At 55.7% G+C, this 17669-nt stretch carries 19 protein-coding genes and 1 riboswitch; of the genes, 12 read left to right on the top strand and 7 right to left on the bottom strand.

The genetic code is table 11. The annotated features are described in order from the left end of the window. Positions 1-41 precede the first annotated feature (41 nt). On the top strand, positions 42-1145 hold the full coding sequence (gene metX / locus ACOCF6_RS08790; protein WP_482460007.1) for a homoserine O-acetyltransferase MetX: 1104 nt from the start codon (positions 42-44) through the stop codon (positions 1143-1145). A 4-nt stretch (positions 1146-1149) separates the two neighbouring features. Beyond that, positions 1150-1947, top strand: a complete 798-nt coding sequence (gene ttcA, locus ACOCF6_RS08785) for a tRNA 2-thiocytidine(32) synthetase TtcA (protein WP_482460006.1) — start codon at positions 1150-1152, stop codon at positions 1945-1947. On the opposite strand, the gene ACOCF6_RS08780 is transcribed toward ttcA, so the two are convergent. Next, a complete protein-coding gene (locus ACOCF6_RS08780) occupies positions 1876-2067 on the bottom strand; it encodes a hypothetical protein (protein ID WP_482460005.1) in 192 nt (63 codons plus the stop codon). The genes ttcA and ACOCF6_RS08780 overlap by 72 nt on opposite strands. A gap of 105 nt (positions 2068-2172) precedes the next feature. Between ACOCF6_RS08780 and ACOCF6_RS08775 the strand changes: the two genes are divergently transcribed. Further along, entirely contained in the window at positions 2173-3117 is a 945-nt protein-coding gene (locus tag ACOCF6_RS08775) for a class I SAM-dependent methyltransferase (protein ID WP_482460004.1), read from the top strand. Between the two features lie 33 nt (positions 3118-3150). On the opposite strand, the gene ACOCF6_RS08770 is transcribed toward ACOCF6_RS08775, so the two are convergent. The 5 genes from ACOCF6_RS08770 to ACOCF6_RS08750 all read right to left on the bottom strand — a co-directional run bounded on the left by ACOCF6_RS08770 (position 3151) and on the right by ACOCF6_RS08750 (position 6572). After that, positions 3151-3936: an OmpA family protein gene (locus ACOCF6_RS08770; RefSeq protein WP_482460003.1), complete on the bottom strand. Its 786-nt coding sequence runs from the start codon at positions 3934-3936 to the stop codon at positions 3151-3153. A gap of 6 nt (positions 3937-3942) precedes the next feature. After that, positions 3943-4692: a flagellar motor protein gene (locus ACOCF6_RS08765; protein ID WP_482460002.1), complete on the bottom strand. Its 750-nt coding sequence runs from the start codon at positions 4690-4692 to the stop codon at positions 3943-3945. Between the two features lie 3 nt (positions 4693-4695). Then, positions 4696-5019, bottom strand: coding sequence for a flagellar FlbD family protein (locus ACOCF6_RS08760; protein ID WP_482460001.1), 324 nt, complete (start codon positions 5017-5019; stop codon positions 4696-4698). Positions 5020-5115: 96 nt separating this feature from the next. Beyond that, positions 5116-6207: an AAA family ATPase gene (locus ACOCF6_RS08755; RefSeq protein ID WP_482460000.1), complete on the bottom strand. Its 1092-nt coding sequence runs from the start codon at positions 6205-6207 to the stop codon at positions 5116-5118. 32 nt (positions 6208-6239) lie between these two features. Beyond that, positions 6240-6572 carry a PilZ domain-containing protein gene (locus tag ACOCF6_RS08750; RefSeq protein WP_482459999.1) on the bottom strand — a complete coding sequence of 111 codons (333 nt, stop codon included), beginning with the start codon at positions 6570-6572 and terminating at the stop codon, positions 6240-6242. A 253-nt stretch (positions 6573-6825) separates the two neighbouring features. Beyond that, positions 6826-6926: riboswitch (TPP riboswitch) on the top strand. 52 nt (positions 6927-6978) lie between these two features. Here ACOCF6_RS08750 and thiS point away from each other — a divergent pair. The 4 genes from thiS to mnmL are packed head-to-tail and all read left to right on the top strand — an operon-like array spanning position 6979 to position 9571. Then, positions 6979-7227 (top strand): sulfur carrier protein ThiS, encoded by a 249-nt coding sequence (gene thiS, locus ACOCF6_RS08745; protein WP_482459998.1) that lies wholly within the window; start codon positions 6979-6981, stop codon positions 7225-7227. 5 nt (positions 7228-7232) lie between these two features. Then, positions 7233-8015: a thiazole synthase gene (locus ACOCF6_RS08740; protein WP_482459997.1), complete on the top strand. Its 783-nt coding sequence runs from the start codon at positions 7233-7235 to the stop codon at positions 8013-8015. Next, positions 8008-8643 carry a thiamine phosphate synthase gene (thiE, locus tag ACOCF6_RS08735; protein ID WP_482459996.1) on the top strand — a complete coding sequence of 212 codons (636 nt, stop codon included), beginning with the start codon at positions 8008-8010 and terminating at the stop codon, positions 8641-8643. The genes ACOCF6_RS08740 and thiE overlap by 8 nt, the downstream gene beginning before the upstream one ends. Beyond that, positions 8627-9571 (top strand): tRNA modification radical SAM protein MnmL/YtqA, encoded by a 945-nt coding sequence (mnmL, locus tag ACOCF6_RS08730; RefSeq protein ID WP_482459995.1) that lies wholly within the window; start codon positions 8627-8629, stop codon positions 9569-9571. Before thiE ends, mnmL begins: the two co-directional genes overlap by 17 nt. Before the next feature lie 15 nt (positions 9572-9586). Here the strand turns inward: mnmL and ACOCF6_RS08725 are convergent, their stop codons facing one another. Further along, positions 9587-10300, bottom strand: a complete 714-nt coding sequence (locus ACOCF6_RS08725) for a diguanylate cyclase (protein WP_482459994.1) — start codon at positions 10298-10300, stop codon at positions 9587-9589. Positions 10301-10566: 266 nt separating this feature from the next. Here ACOCF6_RS08725 and gltX point away from each other — a divergent pair, with 266 nt between their 5' ends. The 5 genes from gltX to ACOCF6_RS08700 all read left to right on the top strand — a co-directional run bounded on the left by gltX (position 10567) and on the right by ACOCF6_RS08700 (position 17669). Then, on the top strand, positions 10567-11964 hold the full coding sequence (gene gltX / locus ACOCF6_RS08720; protein WP_482459993.1) for a glutamate--tRNA ligase: 1398 nt from the start codon (positions 10567-10569) through the stop codon (positions 11962-11964). Between the two features lie 98 nt (positions 11965-12062). Beyond that, positions 12063-13472, top strand: a complete 1410-nt coding sequence (locus tag ACOCF6_RS08715; RefSeq protein ID WP_482459992.1) for a Ni/Fe hydrogenase subunit alpha — start codon at positions 12063-12065, stop codon at positions 13470-13472. Positions 13473-13487: 15 nt separating this feature from the next. Then, entirely contained in the window at positions 13488-15515 is a 2028-nt protein-coding gene (gene uvrB / locus ACOCF6_RS08710; RefSeq protein ID WP_482459991.1) for an excinuclease ABC subunit UvrB, read from the top strand. Positions 15516-15621: 106 nt separating this feature from the next. Continuing rightward, complete coding sequence (locus ACOCF6_RS08705; RefSeq protein ID WP_482459990.1) at positions 15622-16905, top strand: (Fe-S)-binding protein; 1284 nt, start codon at positions 15622-15624, stop codon at positions 16903-16905. A 200-nt stretch (positions 16906-17105) separates the two neighbouring features. Then, on the top strand, positions 17106-17669 hold the full coding sequence (locus tag ACOCF6_RS08700) for a helix-turn-helix domain-containing protein (protein WP_482459989.1): 564 nt from the start codon (positions 17106-17108) through the stop codon (positions 17667-17669).

The following is a 17669-nucleotide window of genomic DNA, read 5'->3' as shown; positions in this document are numbered from 1 at the left end:
TCGTTTCAGCCCCTTCTCATGTGTTGTGAAGGGGTTTTTTGATGTCCGTTGGCATTGTTACTGAACAATCCGTCACCTTTGATTCCGGTATCCGGTTGGATAGCGGTCGAATCCTTGCGCCAATCACCCTTGTGTATGAAACATACGGAACCCTCAACGCTGCTGCCTCCAATGCCATTCTGGTCGAGCACGCCTGGACCGGAAATGCCCACCTGGCCGGCAAGCTGAGCGCCGACGATCCCAAGCCGGGCTGGTGGGATACGATCGTCGGCCCCGGTAAACTTCTGGATACGGAGCGCTATTTTGTCATCTGTCCCAATGTGATCGGTTCCTGTTACGGCTCCACCGGTCCGGCCTCCATCAACCCCAAAACCGGCAAGCGCTATAACCTGACCTTCCCGGTCGTCACGGTGCGGGATATGGTGCGGGCTCAGAAACTTTTGACAGACTATCTCGGCATCCGGCAGCTGCTCTGTGTCATGGGTGGCAGTATGGGCGGGATGCAGGCCCTGGAGTGGGCCACCCAGTATCCCGACTCGATCGCTTCAGCGGTTGTGCTGGCCTCTACGCCGCGACCCTCTCCACAGGCGATCGCCTTGAACGCTGTAGCCCGCTGGGCGATCTTCAATGACCCTACCTGGCGCAAGGGGGAATATAAACACAACCCCAAGGACGGTCTGGCACTGGCCCGCGGTATCGGCCATATCACCTTTTTGTCCGACGAGTCCATGAATGCCAAGTTCGGGCGGCGATTTTCCGCCAAGGACGGCCAGTTCGATTTTTTCGGGCAGTTCGAGGTCGAGCGTTACCTGAACTACAACGGCTACAGTTTTGTTGACCGCTTTGACGCCAACTCCTTCCTGTATCTGGCCAAGGCGCTGGACCTCTATGATGTTGCCTGGGGGTGTGAATCCATGGCGGAGGCATTCAGTGCCGTAACGGCCCCGATCCAGTTTTTTGCATTCACCTCGGATTGGCTGTATCCCCCCTATCAGACCGAAGAAATGGTGACCTGCCTGAAAGGATTGGGAAAGGTTGTTGAGTACCACCTGATCGAATCGGCCTACGGTCATGATGCCTTTCTGTTGGAACATGAAACCTTTGCCCCCATGGTCATGTCGTTATTGACACGCATTGAAGGCTGAAACGATGACTCAGGGATGGGAGGACATCCGCAGCCTGCCGCTGTTCAGAAAACTGCGGCACGGTGTAGGCAGGGCGATTGCCGACTTTGACCTGATCACGGAGGGGGACCGGGTTGCGGTCGCAGTGTCCGGCGGCAAAGATTCCTACACGCTGCTGCTGTTGCTTGAGGAGTTGCGTCGACGGGCACCGGTTTCATTCGAGTTGATCGCGATCAATATTGATTCCGGCTATCCCGGGTATCGAACCGACGTCATCGAGGGGTTCCTGCGGGAGTACGGATTCAGCCACAGGATGGTGCCGACCGAGCACTATGCCATTATTCAGGACAAGCGTCGGCCCGGTTCTTCCTACTGTTCCATCTGTGCCAGGCTTAAGCGCGGGACGTTGTATTCCGTGGCGCAGGAACTGGGTTGTAACAAGCTGGCGCTTGGGCATCACCGCGATGATTTCATTGAAACCCTGCTGCTCAACCAGTTTTTTGTCGGTTCATTGAAGGCCATGTCGGCATCCATGCTGGCTGACAATGGAGCAACAACCGTCATCAGGCCGCTTGTGTACGTGGCAGAGTCGGACATCATCAGCTTTTCGCGTCAGGCCGAGCTTCCGGTCGTGTGCTGTTGCTGTCCGGTCTGCGGCACGGCCGATCAGCAGCGTAAGCGCATGAAAATACTGCTGCAGACTCTTGAGAAGGATATCCCGCATATCAGAAACAGCCTGCTCAAGGCCCTTTCAAATGTGCATCCCCGCCATCTTCTTGATCCCGGTCTGCGGCGCGACGACATAACGCCGGGAGACATATAGCTTCTGCACGGCAACCTCGACTCTTTTCCGGCGAATCCCCAGATCATTCATGAAATCAATGACAGAAAAATATCCCCCGACCGCCAGTACCGCCACTCCTGCAATTGTTATCGCTTCCATACGGCGCCTCCTCGTTGTAGTGTTGATGTCGGGAGTATAACGGAAGCTTGTGACATAATGAGTCGTTTCGGCTCTTGCAGAGGGGCGATGACAGGAGGAGATCTCGTGAAGATGACAGATCCGGATGCTGTTTTGCAGTGGCTTAACAATAATCCGGGCCTTAAAGAGCTTTGTGCAGCGTATCCGGATGAGTGGGAATGTGTGCAGGCAGAGCTTGGGGCTGTTCTGGCCAGTGGCAAGCCGGAAGAGCTGCAGGCATATCTGAAACGCCTGTCATTGCAGGGACAGCTTTCGGCCAAGGGCCACAGAACCATAAAGATAGCGGACAGTGCGGTACGATACAACATTCGTTACCGTATGGCGCATACGGCGGTTAAGCAGCACTGCATAGCAATCGCCTCCGGAATTGAAAGCGGAAAGGTTCGCTTTAATCTTTTGAATGGATTTGTTGCCCAGAAACTGCTGTTTGCAGACGGATTGGAGCGCAAACCGGCTTCGATGTTCTGGTTCCGTATCTTCTGGCCGCTGGTATGGCAGAAAAGGCTGCTGATGCCGCTTGTTCAGCCGGAAGGGATTTACTGCTTCTATTCCCGGGAGTTGATTGCAGCCCTGGCGAAAAAAATCGGAACGCGCTCCTGTCTTGAGATCGCTGCCGGTGATGGGACACTGACACGGTTTTTGTCACAGCAGGGAGTTCAGATTCAGGCATCGGATGATTACAGCTGGGAGCATGCGGTCCGCTACCCCGAGTGGGTTGCCCGGCTGGATGCAGTAGAAGCGTTACGCCGCTACGCACCCGATGCGGTGATCTGCTCCTGGCCACCGGCAGGCAACAGCTTTGAACGCCAGGTCTTCAGGTCACGAAGTGTTCAGCTCTACATCGTGATCAGCAGTCGGCATCGTTTTGCAGCCGGAAACTGGGGGGACTACCACGAACAATCTGCATTCAATCTCGAAGAAGACAAGGAACTCAGTCGTCTGGTGCTGCCGCCTGAATTGGATGCAGGTGTCTATCTTTTCTGGCGTAAGCCTGTATCCTCAGAAGGTTAAGGCTGCGAAGAATACGATACTGGGGAGGTTGGACTACGGTTCGCCGCGTTCGCCGTCGCTGGAGAGCATGACCAGGTCGACACGTCGGTTTTTGGCACGGCCATCGGGGCTTGCGTTGTCGGCAATGGGACGGAACTCTGCGTAACCGGTCGCCGATATTTTATCGGGATCAACCTCGAAGTGCTTGATGAGGTATTTGAGGCCGTTGGTTGCACGTGCTGTGGACAGTTCCCAGTTGGAAGGAAACTGGGCGCTGCTGATGGGGACGTTGTCGGTGTGGCCCTCAACCCGCAGCGGGTTGTTATACTGGGTCATAACCTCGGAGATGGTGTTTATCAGTTCATAGGCCTCGGGTTTGATCTGTGACTGGCCGGAATCGAAAAAACCGGCCTCCTTGAGGCTGACGATCAGTCCGCGTCTGGTGATGTTCAGTGATACCTTGTTCTGGGCGCCCTGCTTCACCAGGTAGGCTTCAATGGAGGACTTGATCTGGCGGAAGTCTTTTTCTTCGGCCCGTGTTCTGGCTTGGCCTCGCCCGGTTCTGCCGGCCGGTGTGATCGAGAGCTCGGGCTTGAGGGAAGGCATGATGCTGATCGGCTTGGACGGTATTACGTTCATTTTCGGAGCTGTGGCACCTATGCTTGCCAAGCCGAACGAGGATTGCAGCGAGGCTATGACCTCATCGGTCTTTTTCTTGTCAGTCTGCCCCATGGCATAAAGCACTACGAACACGGCGAACAGCAGGGTGATGAAGTCGGCGTAGGAGACGAGCCAGCGCTCATGGTTTGGAGCTTTTTCCGGTACTTTTTTGAGTGCCATGGCCGCTTAGTGATCACCACCCACGAATGCCTTGAGTTTCTGTTCAATGAAGTGGGGGTTCTCCCCGTTCTGGATTGCGATCAATCCTTCCAGGATCATTATTCGCCTCAAAATCTCTTCTTTCATGCGGATCTTCAGTTTGCTGCTGATTGGAATGCAAATGATATTTGCGACCATCAGACCATATATTGTGGCAACGAATGCCACGGCAATACCGCCGCCCAACTTGGATGAGTCGGAGAGATTTCCCATGACGTGGATGAGACCCAGAACAGCGCCGATGATACCGATAGTGGGTGCGAATCCCCCTGCCGATTCATAAAATTCGACGCTATGCTTGGTGTGATCCTCGTAGGCCATGATGTCTGCTTCCAGTGTCTCACGCAGTTTCTGCGGGTCAATGCCGTCAACGACCAGAGAAATGCCCTTCTTGACAAAAGGGTCCCGTACCGCCTGAGCCTCCTGTTCCAGAGATATCAATCCGTTACGGCGGGCTTTGGTCGCGTAGTTGATGATGTCTTTGACCACGCCATCCAGGTCGACTTTGTTGGGAAGGAAGGCGATTTTAACGTCTTTGAATGCCTGTATAATCGCCGGAAGCGGGAAACTGATAAAGGTGGCGCCGAAGGTGCCGCCGAGCACGATCATTGCCGCTGTCGGCTGGATCAGCGCCTTCAGGTGAACGCCTTCCAGGGCCGCGCCGCCGAAAACCGCTCCGAATCCCATGACCAACCCGATGATAGTTGCTAAATCCATACGTTATAGTTCCCTGCTAAGGAGTGGGCTGCGTTCATGTACCGAGCAGTTTTCCGGGCAGACTATATCCCGATTAAGTGTACTGCTGCGAAACTGGCTTGTTTTCTGCCGCTCAAGATATTTTTTCCGGCCATACACACCGGACCTGCGGATAATTTTGGTTCTGTATGCCACAATCCTGCTGATAATTGTGCTGGCTCGTTCTTTGACGATAAAGTGGTGTCCGTTGAAGAGTGCAATGACCGTGTCGGGCGTCTCTTCGATGCTGACGATGTGGTCGGGGTTGATGTGCATCTCCTGTTTGTCCATGCGGGTTAACAAAATCATTTGACCGCCGATTTTATGAAGATTTCTCTATAAATAGTAAAAAGGTTGTAAGGTCAAGAACTTTTACGTTGTTGGACCGTTGGGACACCGCTGGCATCACAGCATGGCATCAATGGCATCAAAGTCGATATACTGTTCGGCCATCGAGTTAACCAGCTCGATCTTTTCAGCATCATCCGGCCCGATTTTGGATACATGCTCCCGCAGGAGTGAAAAAACGACCGAAGAGGTTTCCTCTATCCGGATATAGGGGATTCTGCTGTCCTCCAGAATCTGCTGGGTGATGTTGGACATGGGGGCATGACCGCTGATGATCAGACCGGTCAGGCGTTTTTTGAAATCGGGTATATGGTGCAGTGATGATGCCGTTACGATCAGTTCGTCACGTGAACTGGTTACGATCAGGAGTGTTGAGTCTCCCAGGTGATCGATGACACGCTGGGAGGAGGATGCGCCCAATTGGATGGTGTGGCAGATTCGGCTGCGCTCGGAGGGAGCACCCATCAACGGCAGTTCCAGCAATTCTGCTACATGCTGCAGCGTGGGATCAGCCAGAATCGGTGAAAAATCGAAGGCGCTGGTTACCGTAATGCCCTTGCCCGAAAAGGCCTTGCGGAGATAGGCCAGTGAGCGCTCGCGCTTTTCCGGGACGAGCTTGTTGGCCATGATACAGCGGACATCAGCGTTGGTTTCTTTATAAAGGGCGAGATTGAGTTCGACTGCATCAATGACGCTGCCGATGCCGCCGCCAGTGACCATAAGTACCGGGGCATTAGTCAGGGAGGCGATGGCGGCATTATTCATCCCGACAACCGAACCGACACCGCCATGACCGGCGCCCTCGATAATCAGGAAATCGTTCTTACTTTCAAGCTGTTCAATAGCCTTGAGGATGCCATTGCGCGCATAATCCGGGGGGAGTTCTCCGTCCAGAAACCTGCGGGTCAGGCCGGGGGTAAGGGTCACGGGGGACATGAGGTGTGCGTCATCATCCAGGTGGTACACCCCTGCTATCATGGCAGCGTCCATATCCATGGTCAGGCCCCGGTACTCTATGCATTTGGGTCCGATCGGTTTGATAAAGCCGACCCGATTATATTTTTTTCGGGCCAGGTGCATCAGCGATAAGCTGATCGTGGTTTTGCCGCAGTGCTGTCCGGTTGCACCGATGAATATCTTTTTGCACATGGGTTCACAATCCTGAAACAGTGAGTGCCTGTCTAGGCAGGTTGATTCTCAAAGTAGTTATTAAAATGATCCTCTCCGTTTTGGAAGCGGAGAAAGCGCACACCCATCCCGCTTTTCTTGACAAGATGAAACATGTTTTGCGGTACTTTTTTGGCCCACATGACACGTGCGACCAGCGCCACCTTTTTGTCAGCAAGCTCGAATTCGACGATAATCTTGGTGTTGGGAGGGCAGACGTTTGGGGTTTTGATAAACATGCCGGTCATGGATATATCTTCGGTAAATGCGACTCTGGCCGCCTCATCAATGCCAAAACGCACGGAAAAACGCTTTTTGAGTCGTGTGATCTCACGATTGTCCGCCATTGAACTCTCCATCGTCGTAATTAGATTCGCATCCGTTTTTTAATGCCAGAAATATACCACAATTTGTAATTAGTGGTAGAAATTTTGGGAAAGTTTTTTTAGTTCGTTGCAAATATCGTTCTGTATCTTGATACAGGCAAAATATCACATCGTTAACGCACGTATCCTGTTTATCAGGGCTATGTACTGCGAGGTTTGCTGATTGCGGCCTGTAAATTGGATTGACAGGCTGAAGCCAATCATCTAATTTAGGAAAAATCGCTGGGGGAGTTTCGACTGAGAGCGGCACATTGGCCGCGACCCTTAGTACCTGATCCGGGTAATGCCGGCGGAGGGAAGCGCAACCGACCAACACTCACAAGCCGCTTTCGCGGCTTTTTCTTTTTTTCGGGTAATGGAGGCTGACATGCAGGTGATGGTAAATGGTGAGTCCGCTGATATCAAGGACGGCTGCACGGTCGCAGAGCTGCTCGATCATCTGCAGATTGCCCGCGAGCGGGTCGCTGTGGAGGTCGGACTGGAGATTATACCGAAGGTGCAGTATGACTCGCACACCCTGGCGGAAGGCGATAGAGTCGAGATTGTCCACTTTGTGGGCGGCGGCCAAGGTTGTGTGCAACAACGTGCCCCTTTCAACTATCTAACAGAGGAGTAACTTCCATGAATACACAGCGTGATACCTTGATTATTGCCGGCCGCGAGTTCAACTCGCGCTTGATGGTGGGTACCGGCAAGTATGCCAGTTTTCAGCAGATGGTCCAGGCGCTGGAAGTTTCGGGGGCCGAAATCATCACCGTGGCGGTACGGCGGGTCAACATCAGCGATCGCAATCAGGAGTCGCTGCTGGATCATATCGATCTGAAAAAATACACCCTGCTGCCCAATACCGCAGGCTGCTACACAGCCGATGATGCCGTGCGTACCTGTCGCCTGGCGCGTGAAGCCGGATTGTCGGATTTTGTCAAGCTGGAGGTGTTGGGTGATGAGAAGACCCTTTTTCCGGACAACGAGGAACTGCTCAAGGCTGCCAAGATCCTGGTTGCTGAGGGCTTTACCGTTCTGCCTTACTGCAGTGACGATGTAACCGTCTGCCGCAAGCTGGAGGATCTGGGCTGTGCCGCGGTCATGCCGTTGGGGGCGCCCATCGGCAGCGGTCTCGGTATCCGTAACCCTTACAACATCAAGATCATACTGGAGAACATCAAGGTGCCGGTTATCGTGGATGCCGGGGTCGGTTGTGCTTCGGATGCAGCCATTGCCATGGAACTGGGTTGTGATGGTGTCCTGATGAACACTGCTATTGCCGGTGCTCAGGACCCGATCGCCATGGCCGAGGCGATGAATCTGGCTGTACGTGCCGGCCGCCTATCCTATAAAGCCGGCCGCATCGCGCGCAAGCTGTACGCGAATGCCTCCAGTCCGATTGAGGGTCTGCTTGGTTGATTTCAGTCTGTACCTGATAACCGATAGAACGCAGACGGCAGGGAGGGGACTCCCTGCCGTTGTCACTGATGCATTGCGCGCCGGGCTGCAGGCGGTTCAGCTGCGCGAAAAGGATCTTGGCAGCTGTCAATTATTTGAATCAGCACGTGAACTGCGGAATATCACCCGGGAATATGGCGCTAAGCTGCTGATCAACGACCGTATTGACATCGCCCTGGCGGTCGGGGCCGATGGGGTACATCTGGGCCGGGCCGGTCTGCCCGTGACAGTTGCCCGACGTATGCTGGGCAGTGACCGGCTGATCGGATATTCTGCCCATAGCGTGGAAGAAGCACGCCAGGCCGAACAGGACGGCGCCGACTTTGTTTCCTTCGGACCGATTTTTGCGACCCCCTCCAAAGCTGCCTACGGTGAGCCGCTTGGCCTGACACGGTTGGCCGAAGCTGCCTCGGCTTTGACTATTCCGGTTTTTGCTCTGGGCGGTGTCAAAATGTCGTCAGCTACTGAAGTTCTGTCAGCCGGTGCTCGCGGCATTGCCCTGATCTCGGCCATTATCTCCGCTCAGGATCCCGCTGCAGAAACCGAAGCATTTCTTCGCCTGATCGCTTGTCATGAAAAACTTTCCTGAAATATTACACAAAGAGTTGCGCATCCACTCCTACGGGCACTACCTGCGTCGCCGTTTCGGCTGCCGGGTCAGCAAAGTCAACGTGGATGCCGGTTTTACCTGCCCCAATCGCGACGGCAGCAAAGGGACCGGCGGCTGTATCTATTGCAACAATGTATCTTTTTCGCCCAAAGACACCCAGCCGATGGTCCCACTGGAAGATCAGCTGGCCCATGGCATGGAGTACCATCGTCGCCGGCTCGGCTCCGAAAAATTTATCGTGTATTTCCAGAAATACACCAACACCTATGCCTCGGTCGATGTGCTGGCTGATCTTTTCAGGCGGGCCCTCGAATATCCCGATGTGGTCGGTATTTCGGTCGGGACCCGGCCGGACGCGCTTTCCGCCGAAGCTCTGGAGCTTTTGACGGAGATTGCCAGGACGCGTTATGTGTGTCTGGAGCTGGGTCTGCAGTCCATGGATGATGCCATTCTGTCGCGGATTAATCGGGGACATACCTTGGAAGAGTTTGTGGCGACGGTCCAGCGGGCGGCGGGTCATGGATTTGACATCTGTGCCCATCTGATTTACGGGTTCCCCGGTGAGTCAGCCGGAGATTTCTTGAAAACCGTAGATCTGATAGCATCACTGCCGATTGATTCGATCAAGCTGCATCAACTGCATGCTGTGGAAGGGACTGAATTGGCGGAGATGTACCGGCGTGGCGAATTTATACCGCTTACCCTGCAGAATTACGTCGCCACTGCGGCCGATTTCCTGGAACAGCTGCCGGCGAGGATCACGGTACAGCGGTTGTATGGTTCTGCGCCATTGGCTATCAGCGTTGCTCCGCGCTGGGGCCTCAAGAATAATCAGATGTGGTATGCGGTTATCAATGAATTGCAGAAGCGCGGCACCTGGCAGGGCTGCCGGGCAGCGCGCAGCTGATCGGGCAGGACGTCCCTATTTCGCGATGATGTAGCGGTTCCTGCCGCCCTGTTTTGCCAGGGTCAGGGCCTGGTTCGCCCTGGAGATGCATTCCTGGACGGATTGGGACGGATCATGTTCGCAGATCCCGATACTGACGGTAAGTCGTATGCCCGGTTTGTTGGCCTTGAACTCCGACATGGAGGTCGATTCAAGCACCTTGTTCGCCACTGCAAGAGATGCTTCGGCGCCTGTTTCCGGAAGGAGCAGCAAAAACTCTTCTCCGCCCCAGCGGGCACAGATGTCTTCGTTACGCACGCACCCTCTGAGGACGCGTGAGACCTCTACCAGCACATCATCACCGGCATTGTAGCCATAGGTGTCGTTAACCTGTCTGAAATGGTCGATATTGATCAAAATGATTGTAAACGGGTGCTGGTGGCGCTGTGAACGGGTGGCTTCCCGATCGATCTTCTCCATGATATCGCGGCGGTTGGCCAGCCCGGTCATGCCGTCGATCCTGCTGGCCAGATCAAGCGAACGCACCATGTTGACCAGTTCGGTCTTAAGCTGCTCATTTTCTGCTGTCAGTTTTTCTACACGGCGCTCAAGCAGTTGAGAGTGTTCATGAAGCTGGGTGAGTTCAGAAAGAAGGGTGGTGTCTGCAAAGCGCCTGTCGGCGATGATCTGTTCGAAGCGAGCCATGTCACTGCTGCCTGAGAAATCCTTGACCTTATGTGCGGTCTTCATGTCCCCTCCCTCTTGCGCTGCGATAACAATTGAAATGATTGGATGCAATTAGAGTCGAATAACAGTTCGTGACAATGTGTGAACAGAAATCGCGATATTTTAGCACAGTATTACGGTACATTGTCAAAGACTAAAGAATGTGTACGCAGAAGAAAGTGCTTTTTTGGAATAATCTGCAATGCTATAGTACCGCACCCGAAGTCTCAGCGCATGACATGGCCCTGGCACACATAAACGTATGTAATTACCTACAGAAGGAGTTTTGCATGTCCCCAATCCGCGTTCGCTTCGCCCCCAGCCCTACCGGTTACCTGCACGTGGGCGGTGCCCGTACCGCCCTCTTCAACTGGCTTCTGGCCCGCAAGCTCGGCGGGACGTTTATCCTGCGCATCGAGGATACGGACGTGGAACGCTCTACCAAAGAATCGGTGGATGCCATTCTGCATGGGATGGAGTGGCTTGGCCTGGACTGGGATGAGGGCCCGTTCTACCAGTCCGACAGCTTTGATCTGTACAAGGAGCATGTCCAGAAGATGCTGGATGCGGGCAAGGCCTACAAGTGCTACTGCTCCGCCGAGGAGCTGGGTGCAAAGCGCGATCTGGCCATGAAGGAGGGGCGCAAGCCCAAGTACGACGGTACCTGCCGCGATCGCGCCGATCAGCCCGATGCCCCTTTTGTTGTCCGCTTCCGTGCGCCGCAGGGGGGCGAGGTGGCCTTCGACGACCTGATCAAGGGTCGCATTGCTTTCCCGGCCGAAGAACTGGACGACCTGATCATTCAGCGTACGGACGGCACACCGACCTATAACTTCTGTGTGGTGATTGATGACGCCATCATGCGTATTACCACCGTTATCCGTGGTGATGACCATGTCAACAATACCCCGCGCCAGATTCAGCTCTACCAGGCACTTGGTTTTCCGGTTCCCCAGTTTGCCCATGTGCCGATGATCCTGGGCAGCGACAAGGCACGGCTCTCCAAACGCCACGGGGCCACCAGCGTCATCGCCTATCGGGATATGGGCTATCTGCCCGAGGCGCTGATGAATTATCTGGTGCGACTGGGGTGGAGTCACGGTGATGATGAGATCTTCTCCCGTGAAGAGATGATTGAAAAGTTTGATATTGCCGATGTGGGACGATCCGCCGGTGTTTTTAATACGGAAAAGCTCAACTGGCTGAATGCCCACTACATCAAGACCGGGGATCCGGAGCGCCTGGCAGATCTGCTGCTGCCGCACCTTTCCAGTCGCGGTGTCAGTACCCTGCATGGCCCGGATCTCGTGGCAGTGGTCAAAACCCTGCAGGAACGCGCCCAGACCCTGGAGGAGATGGCTGAGCGGGCAGTATTCTATTATACAGCCCCGCAGTCTTATGATCAGGCCGCCCTGGCCAAGTTCGACAAAGGGCACCTGACAACAGTCTTTACGGTTGTTGCCGACCGGTTGGCCGCGTCAGCCGGCGCATCGGCGGCAGAGCTGGATGCCCTGTTTAAAGCAATATGTGCGGAGAACAGCTGGAAGATGCCCCAGGTCGGTCAGCCGACCCGTATTGCCCTTTCGGGTGGCACCCAGGCGCCCGGTATCGGCGAGATCGTCGAGGTACTGGGGGTTGAGGAGGCTGCACGAAGAATTGCCAGGGCGCGTGAAGTCGTGACGGCATAACTAGGACATGCGATAAGCAGCATGCAGAAAACCCGGCACGGTCCGGGTTTTTTTGTGGCTGATCTGGCAGCGGACCTGTTTTGTGATACAGTTTTTACATGAGCCAGACAATTACGATTTCTCCCGTGACCCGCATTGAAGGGCATGCCCGAATTAGCATCAGTCTGAATGAAGCCGGACAGGTTGCAGCCGCCCGTCTGCATGTCCAGGAGTTCCGTGGATTCGAGGCCTTCTGTGTCGGACGTCCCTATTGGGAGATGCCGACCATCACCGCCCGCATCTGCGGCATCTGTCCGGTCAGTCATGCACTGGCAGCGGCTCAGGCGTGTGATCGCATCCTGGGCGTGGAACCTCCGCCGCCCGCCCGCCGGCTGCGGTCTCTCCTCTCACTGTCCCAATTGGTTCTCAGCCATTCCATCAGTTTTTTTCATCTCTCTGCCCCCGATATCGTCCTTGGACTGGATTGCGATCCGCTGGAACGCAACATTGTCGGTCTGGCCCGGCACAAACCCGAACTGATCGCAAAGGGGATCCGTCTGCGCCAGATCGGACAGGAGATCGTCAACCTGGTCGGCGGAGGCGCTCTACATCCCGAATTCGTTGTTGGGGGAGGCATGCGCGCGCCGCTCAGTGCAGAGGGGCGCGATACCATTGCTGTCCTGCTGCCGGAGGCGCTGGAACTGGTGCACTATGCCATGAATATCTGGGATGCGTATGGTGACAGCTTGCTGTCCGGGATGGGCGTATGCGCAGATTTTCCCAGTCTGTTCCTGGGATTGGTGGGGGAGGACGGGCGCCTCGACTATACCGTTGGCCGGCTGCGCTTCGTGGATGATTCCGGAGTCTTGGTGCGTGAGGTGGCAGCGGAGGCGTATGGCGAGGCGATCCGTGAGACTCAGTCCGGTGACAGCTATATGAAACCGACGGAATGTATCCTCGGGGATACACGGCTCTACCGCGTTGGCCCTCTGGCCCGACTGAATACGGCCCCTTTTGTCGGTGCACCCCAGGCTGAGCGGATGCGCCAGGCGTTTCTTGGCGGTCGAGGGGCTGTGACCGGCAGTCTCAGTTACCACCAGGCCCGCCTGATCGAGATGCTGTATGCCGTCGAGCGCATGGGAACGCTGCTGGACGATCCGGCGGTCTGCGATCCGCATGTGCTGATACGGTCCGGAGTGAACCATTCTAAAGGGGTCGGTGTGACCGAAGCCCCGCGCGGGACATTGATACACCACTACCAGGTAGACCGGCATGGCCTGCTCACCAGGGTTAACCTGATCGTGGCCACCGGTCACAACAGCCATGCCATGGATCGTGCCATCACCGACATAGCCAAGCTGCACATCCGTGGCGACAGCCTGACGGAAGGGCTGCTCAATCGTGTTGAACACGGCATCCGGCTCTACGACCCCTGCCTATCCTGCGCGACCCACCTCCACGGCCGCATGGGGATACGGGTTGAACTGCATGCCCCGGACGGGAAGGTGCTGGACAGTTCCGTGCTGTAAGTCTAAAATGGCATCATGAATTCAGAACCATCTCCGTTTATCCTCAAAACCGATTATATTCCCCGTGGCGACCAACCCCAGGCAATTGCAGAACTGGTAGAGGGCATCGAGCGTGGCGACCGGCACCAGACCCTGCTGGGCGTAACCGGCTCCGGCAAGACCTTTACCGTAGCCAACGTCATTGCCCGAACCGGCAAGCCGGCCCTGGTGATGGCCCCCAACAAGACCCTGGCGGCCCAGCTGTACGGCGAGCTAAAGGAACTCTTTCCGGACAATGCGGTCGAGTATTTTGTTTCCTACTATGACTACTACCAGCCCGAGGCCTATCTCCCCACCACCGACACCTTTATCGAGAAGGACTCCTCGATCAATGACGAGATCGACAAGATGCGCCATTCGGCCACCCGCTCCCTGCTGACGCGGCGTGATGTGATCATCGTGGCCTCGGTCTCCTGTATCTACGGTATCGGATCGCCCGAGGCCTACCAGGCGCTGCATATCTTCTTTCGCCAGGGGGAGGAGTACGGCCGCGACACCCTGCTGAAGAAGCTGGTGGAGATCCAGTACGAGCGCAATGATACGGACTTTCATCGCGGGACATTCCGGGTGCGCGGCGATGTGGTGGAGGTCTTTCCGGCCTATGACAACGACAAGGCGCTGCGGATAGAGTTCTTCGGCGACGAGGTGGAGGCGATCAGCGAGATCGATCCGTTGCGGGGGACGGTTCTGACGAAAATAACGAAGTGCGCCATCTATCCGGCTTCGCACTATGTCTCCACCCGCGAAACCCTGGAAAAGGCGGTCGAGTTGATCCGGGTCGATCTGGGGGAGCGTATCCGTTATTTCCGTGAGCAGAATATGCTGCTGGAGGCCCAGCGTATCGAACAGCGCACCTTCTTTGACATCGAGATGATGGAAGAGATGGGCTTCTGCCAGGGGATCGAGAACTATTCCCGCTATTTCGACGGCCGGCAGGCCGGTGAACCGGGCTACACCCTGATCGACTACTTCCCGGAAGATTTTGTGCTGTTCGTGGACGAGTCCCACATCACGGTCCCCCAGATCGGCGGCATGTACCGCGGCGACCGCTCGCGCAAGGAGACCCTGGTCCAGTACGGTTTCCGTCTGCCGGCCGCCCTCGACAACCGGCCGCTCAACTTCCAGGAGTTCGAGTCACGCATCCAGCAGGCGGTCTATGTTTCCGCCACGCCGGCCGATTTCGAAATGGAGCGCAGCGGCGGTGTCTTTGTCGAACAGGTCATCCGCCCGACCGGGTTAGTCGATCCGGTCATAGAGATCCGGCCGGTGACGGCACGAGGGCTTTCAGTCGGTCAGGTGGACAACCTCCTCCACGAGGTCCGCGAAACCGTGGCCCATGGTGAACGTGTGCTGGTGACGGTCCTGACCAAGCGCATGGCCGAGGAACTGACCAATTACTACCGCGAGCTGGGGGTACGGGTGCGCTACCTCCATTCCGATATCGTTACCATTGAGCGGATGCAGATCCTGCGTGATCTGAGGCTGGGGGAATTTGATGTACTGGTCGGAATCAACCTGCTGCGCGAGGGTCTGGACCTGCCCGAGGTCTCGCTGGTGGCCATTCTCGATGCGGACAAGGAAGGTTTTCTGCGTTCGGCCCGTTCCCTGATCCAGACCTGCGGCCGGGCCGCCCGCAATATCAACGGCCGGGTGCTGATGTATGCCGATACAATCACCCGTTCCATGCAGTCCTGTCTCGATGAAACCCACCGTCGCCGCGTCAGGCAGCTGGCCTATAATGAGGAAAATGGCATTACCCCCGAGACGGTCAAGAAGAGTATGGGAACCATCCTGGGTTCCATTGAAGAGCGGGATTACTACACCCCGCCCGGCGCGGTGGCCGAAGCAGACGAGGAGTACCTTGCCCCCAAAGACATCCCCAAGCTGATCAAGAAGCTGCGCAAGGAGATGCTGGCAGCGGCCAAGGCACTGGATTTCGAGAACGCCGCCAAACTTCGCGACCGGGTGAAAAAACTGGAAGGGATGGAGCTGGCATTGCGCTGATGCAGATAGCGGAATGATAATTTAGATTGAGAAATAGCGGTGGTTTGTTTACTCTTTAGAGATGTGGTAACAGCAATCGACTTTTCGCAGCAAGAAGGAATCAGTAATGTCAGATGCAACCAGTGACCCGCTCAAGCGGGTTGAAGATCAATTGAAAAAATGTGTCAAGTGCGGTGCCTGCCGGGCCAACTGTCCGGCCTTTACCGCCTTCGGTCGCGAGCCGGCCGTGGCCCGCGGCAAGGTTGCCCTGGCACAGCATATACTTAAAGACGACATAGAACTGGATGACCAGACCTATCTGGCCATGTCGAAATGCCTGTTATGCGGCAGTTGTGTCGAGAAGTGTCCCAACGAGGTACCGACCGATGAGATCGTTATCGCCGCCCGCGAGGCCCTGGCAAAAAAACGTGGTCTGACTACTTTCCATGCGGCGGTCGGACAGGTGATCAAGAACCGCTCCCGTATGCAGATGGGGGCCCGGATGGCATCACTGTTCGGCCCGCTGTTTTTCAAAAAGGTCCCGGCGACATCCGGATTGCGGCTGCGCTTTCCCCTGCCGTTTATGGGGAACACCCGCCACATCCCGGCTATCGCCAAGAAACCTTTCATGGACCGCCATCCCGAGGTCATAGCGGGAGAACCGGGCAAGCCGCGGATCGTATTCTTTGTCGGCTGCATGACCAACTTCGTGTATACGGAGATCGGGGAGGCGGCATTGGCCCTCTTCCGTCATCTGGGCTGTACGGTCATCATACCCAAGGGTCAGCAGTGCTGCGGTCTGCCGGGCATGTCCGGCGGGGATCTGAACACCGTGCGCGACCTGGCCGAGAAAAATCTGGCAGAAATGGAGCGCTATGAGGCCGATTATGTCATGAGCGCCTGTGCGACCTGCGGCGGTGCCCTGCACCGGCTCTACCCGCTGGTGATCGGAAAGCGCAATCCGGAATTGAAGGCCCGATTGGAGGCGCTGGCCGCCAAGACCGTGGATGCGTCTCAGTTGCTGCAGAAACTGGGGCTGAGCCCGGAGGAAACCGGGGCCGGTGATTCAATCCGCGTGACCTATCACGATCCCTGCCATCTGCGTACCCGAGGGTTGACGAAACAGCCCCGTGAACTGCTGAAGGCAACACCGGGCGTGGAGCTGGTCGAGATGGAAGGGGCCGATCGCTGCTGCGGTTTGGGGGGGACGTTTAATGTGTATCATTACGGCTCCTCCATGACCATCAACGAGGCCAAGAGCCAGGCCATTGTCGCCACCGCAGCCCAGGCTGTGGCCACCGGCTGTCCCGGCTGCATGATGCAGTTGTCCGATGGGCTCAAGCAGCATGGTTCGCGTGTCGAGGTGCTGCATACCCTGCAGCTGCTGGCACGCCGTTTGAAGCTGATCTAGTCCGCACCATTTCAAAACGGTCTCCGGGGGGGTAAATACCCCGGAGGCCGGTCTCATCACGAACAGGGTTTTTGTCGCTCTAGATCCCCAAAATCGCCCCACATACTTTACCCGTAATAAATAATTTTTATTGACATTATATTGTAAATTGTATACAAACCCCCGCATAAAAACTGGTTTTATTCTTGGCAGGAGTATGGATGAGTGATTACAATATCGGGGCGAAAATCAAGAAGCTCCGTCTAGCAAAAAAACTGACTCTTCAGTCTGTGGCCAAGGAGACCGGTTTCTCACCCGCACTGATTTCACAGATTGAAAACAATAATGTTTCCCCGCCGATAGCCACTCTTTCCCGGATCGCAAAATTCTTTGACGTAAAGATCGGCCTGTTTTTCGCGGATGATGAAGAAGAGTGCCGTTTTGAGGTTGTTCGGGCTCATGAGCGCAAGGCCATTCCACGGGTTATCTCCAAGGCCGGTACCAGCCAGGGCTATTCGTATGAATCCCTCTCCTTTCATAAGCAGAACAAGAAGATGGAACCGTTCCTGCTGACGATCACTGAAAAGGCCCTTGAAGAAAATACCTACAGCCATGATGGCGAGGAGTTCCTTTTTGTCATGAAGGGAACGGCCGAATTGCTGCTGGATGACCGGCGGATTGTTCTCAACGAGGGCGACTGCGTGTATTTCGATTCGGCCCTCAAGCACCGGCTCCTGGCAAAAGACGGCGATGAAGTCAAGGTGCTGGCGGTGGTTACCCGGTAG

It is taken from the genome of Geobacter psychrophilus, from assembly GCF_056821595.1.
The sequence above is the reverse complement of the archived record's forward strand: the minus strand, read 5'-3'. Positions and strand labels throughout refer to the sequence as shown.

What these genes read in the sequence shown, in the direction of transcription:
- metX (WP_482460007.1), top strand. Translation starts at nt 42, where the DNA reads ATGTCCGTTGGCATTGTTACTGAACAATCCGTCACCTTTGATTCCGGT.
- ttcA (WP_482460006.1), top strand. Translation starts at nt 1,150, where the DNA reads ATGACTCAGGGATGGGAGGACATCCGCAGCCTGCCGCTGTTCAGAAAA.
- ACOCF6_RS08780 (WP_482460005.1), bottom strand. Translation starts at nt 2,067, where the DNA reads ATGGAAGCGATAACAATTGCAGGAGTGGCGGTACTGGCGGTCGGGGGA.
- ACOCF6_RS08770 (WP_482460003.1), bottom strand. Translation starts at nt 3,936, where the DNA reads ATGGCACTCAAAAAAGTACCGGAAAAAGCTCCAAACCATGAGCGCTGG.
- ACOCF6_RS08765 (WP_482460002.1), bottom strand. Translation starts at nt 4,692, where the DNA reads ATGGATTTAGCAACTATCATCGGGTTGGTCATGGGATTCGGAGCGGTT.
- ACOCF6_RS08760 (WP_482460001.1), bottom strand. Translation starts at nt 5,019, where the DNA reads ATGATTTTGTTAACCCGCATGGACAAACAGGAGATGCACATCAACCCC.
- ACOCF6_RS08755 (WP_482460000.1), bottom strand. Translation starts at nt 6,207, where the DNA reads ATGTGCAAAAAGATATTCATCGGTGCAACCGGACAGCACTGCGGCAAA.
- ACOCF6_RS08750 (WP_482459999.1), bottom strand. Translation starts at nt 6,572, where the DNA reads ATGGCGGACAATCGTGAGATCACACGACTCAAAAAGCGTTTTTCCGTG.
- thiS (WP_482459998.1), top strand. Translation starts at nt 6,979, where the DNA reads ATGCAGGTGATGGTAAATGGTGAGTCCGCTGATATCAAGGACGGCTGC.
- ACOCF6_RS08740 (WP_482459997.1), top strand. Translation starts at nt 7,233, where the DNA reads ATGAATACACAGCGTGATACCTTGATTATTGCCGGCCGCGAGTTCAAC.
- mnmL (WP_482459995.1), top strand. Translation starts at nt 8,627, where the DNA reads ATGAAAAACTTTCCTGAAATATTACACAAAGAGTTGCGCATCCACTCC.
- ACOCF6_RS08725 (WP_482459994.1), bottom strand. Translation starts at nt 10,300, where the DNA reads ATGAAGACCGCACATAAGGTCAAGGATTTCTCAGGCAGCAGTGACATG.
- gltX (WP_482459993.1), top strand. Translation starts at nt 10,567, where the DNA reads ATGTCCCCAATCCGCGTTCGCTTCGCCCCCAGCCCTACCGGTTACCTG.
- ACOCF6_RS08715 (WP_482459992.1), top strand. Translation starts at nt 12,063, where the DNA reads ATGAGCCAGACAATTACGATTTCTCCCGTGACCCGCATTGAAGGGCAT.
- uvrB (WP_482459991.1), top strand. Translation starts at nt 13,488, where the DNA reads ATGAATTCAGAACCATCTCCGTTTATCCTCAAAACCGATTATATTCCC.
- ACOCF6_RS08705 (WP_482459990.1), top strand. Translation starts at nt 15,622, where the DNA reads ATGTCAGATGCAACCAGTGACCCGCTCAAGCGGGTTGAAGATCAATTG.
- ACOCF6_RS08700 (WP_482459989.1), top strand. Translation starts at nt 17,106, where the DNA reads ATGAGTGATTACAATATCGGGGCGAAAATCAAGAAGCTCCGTCTAGCA.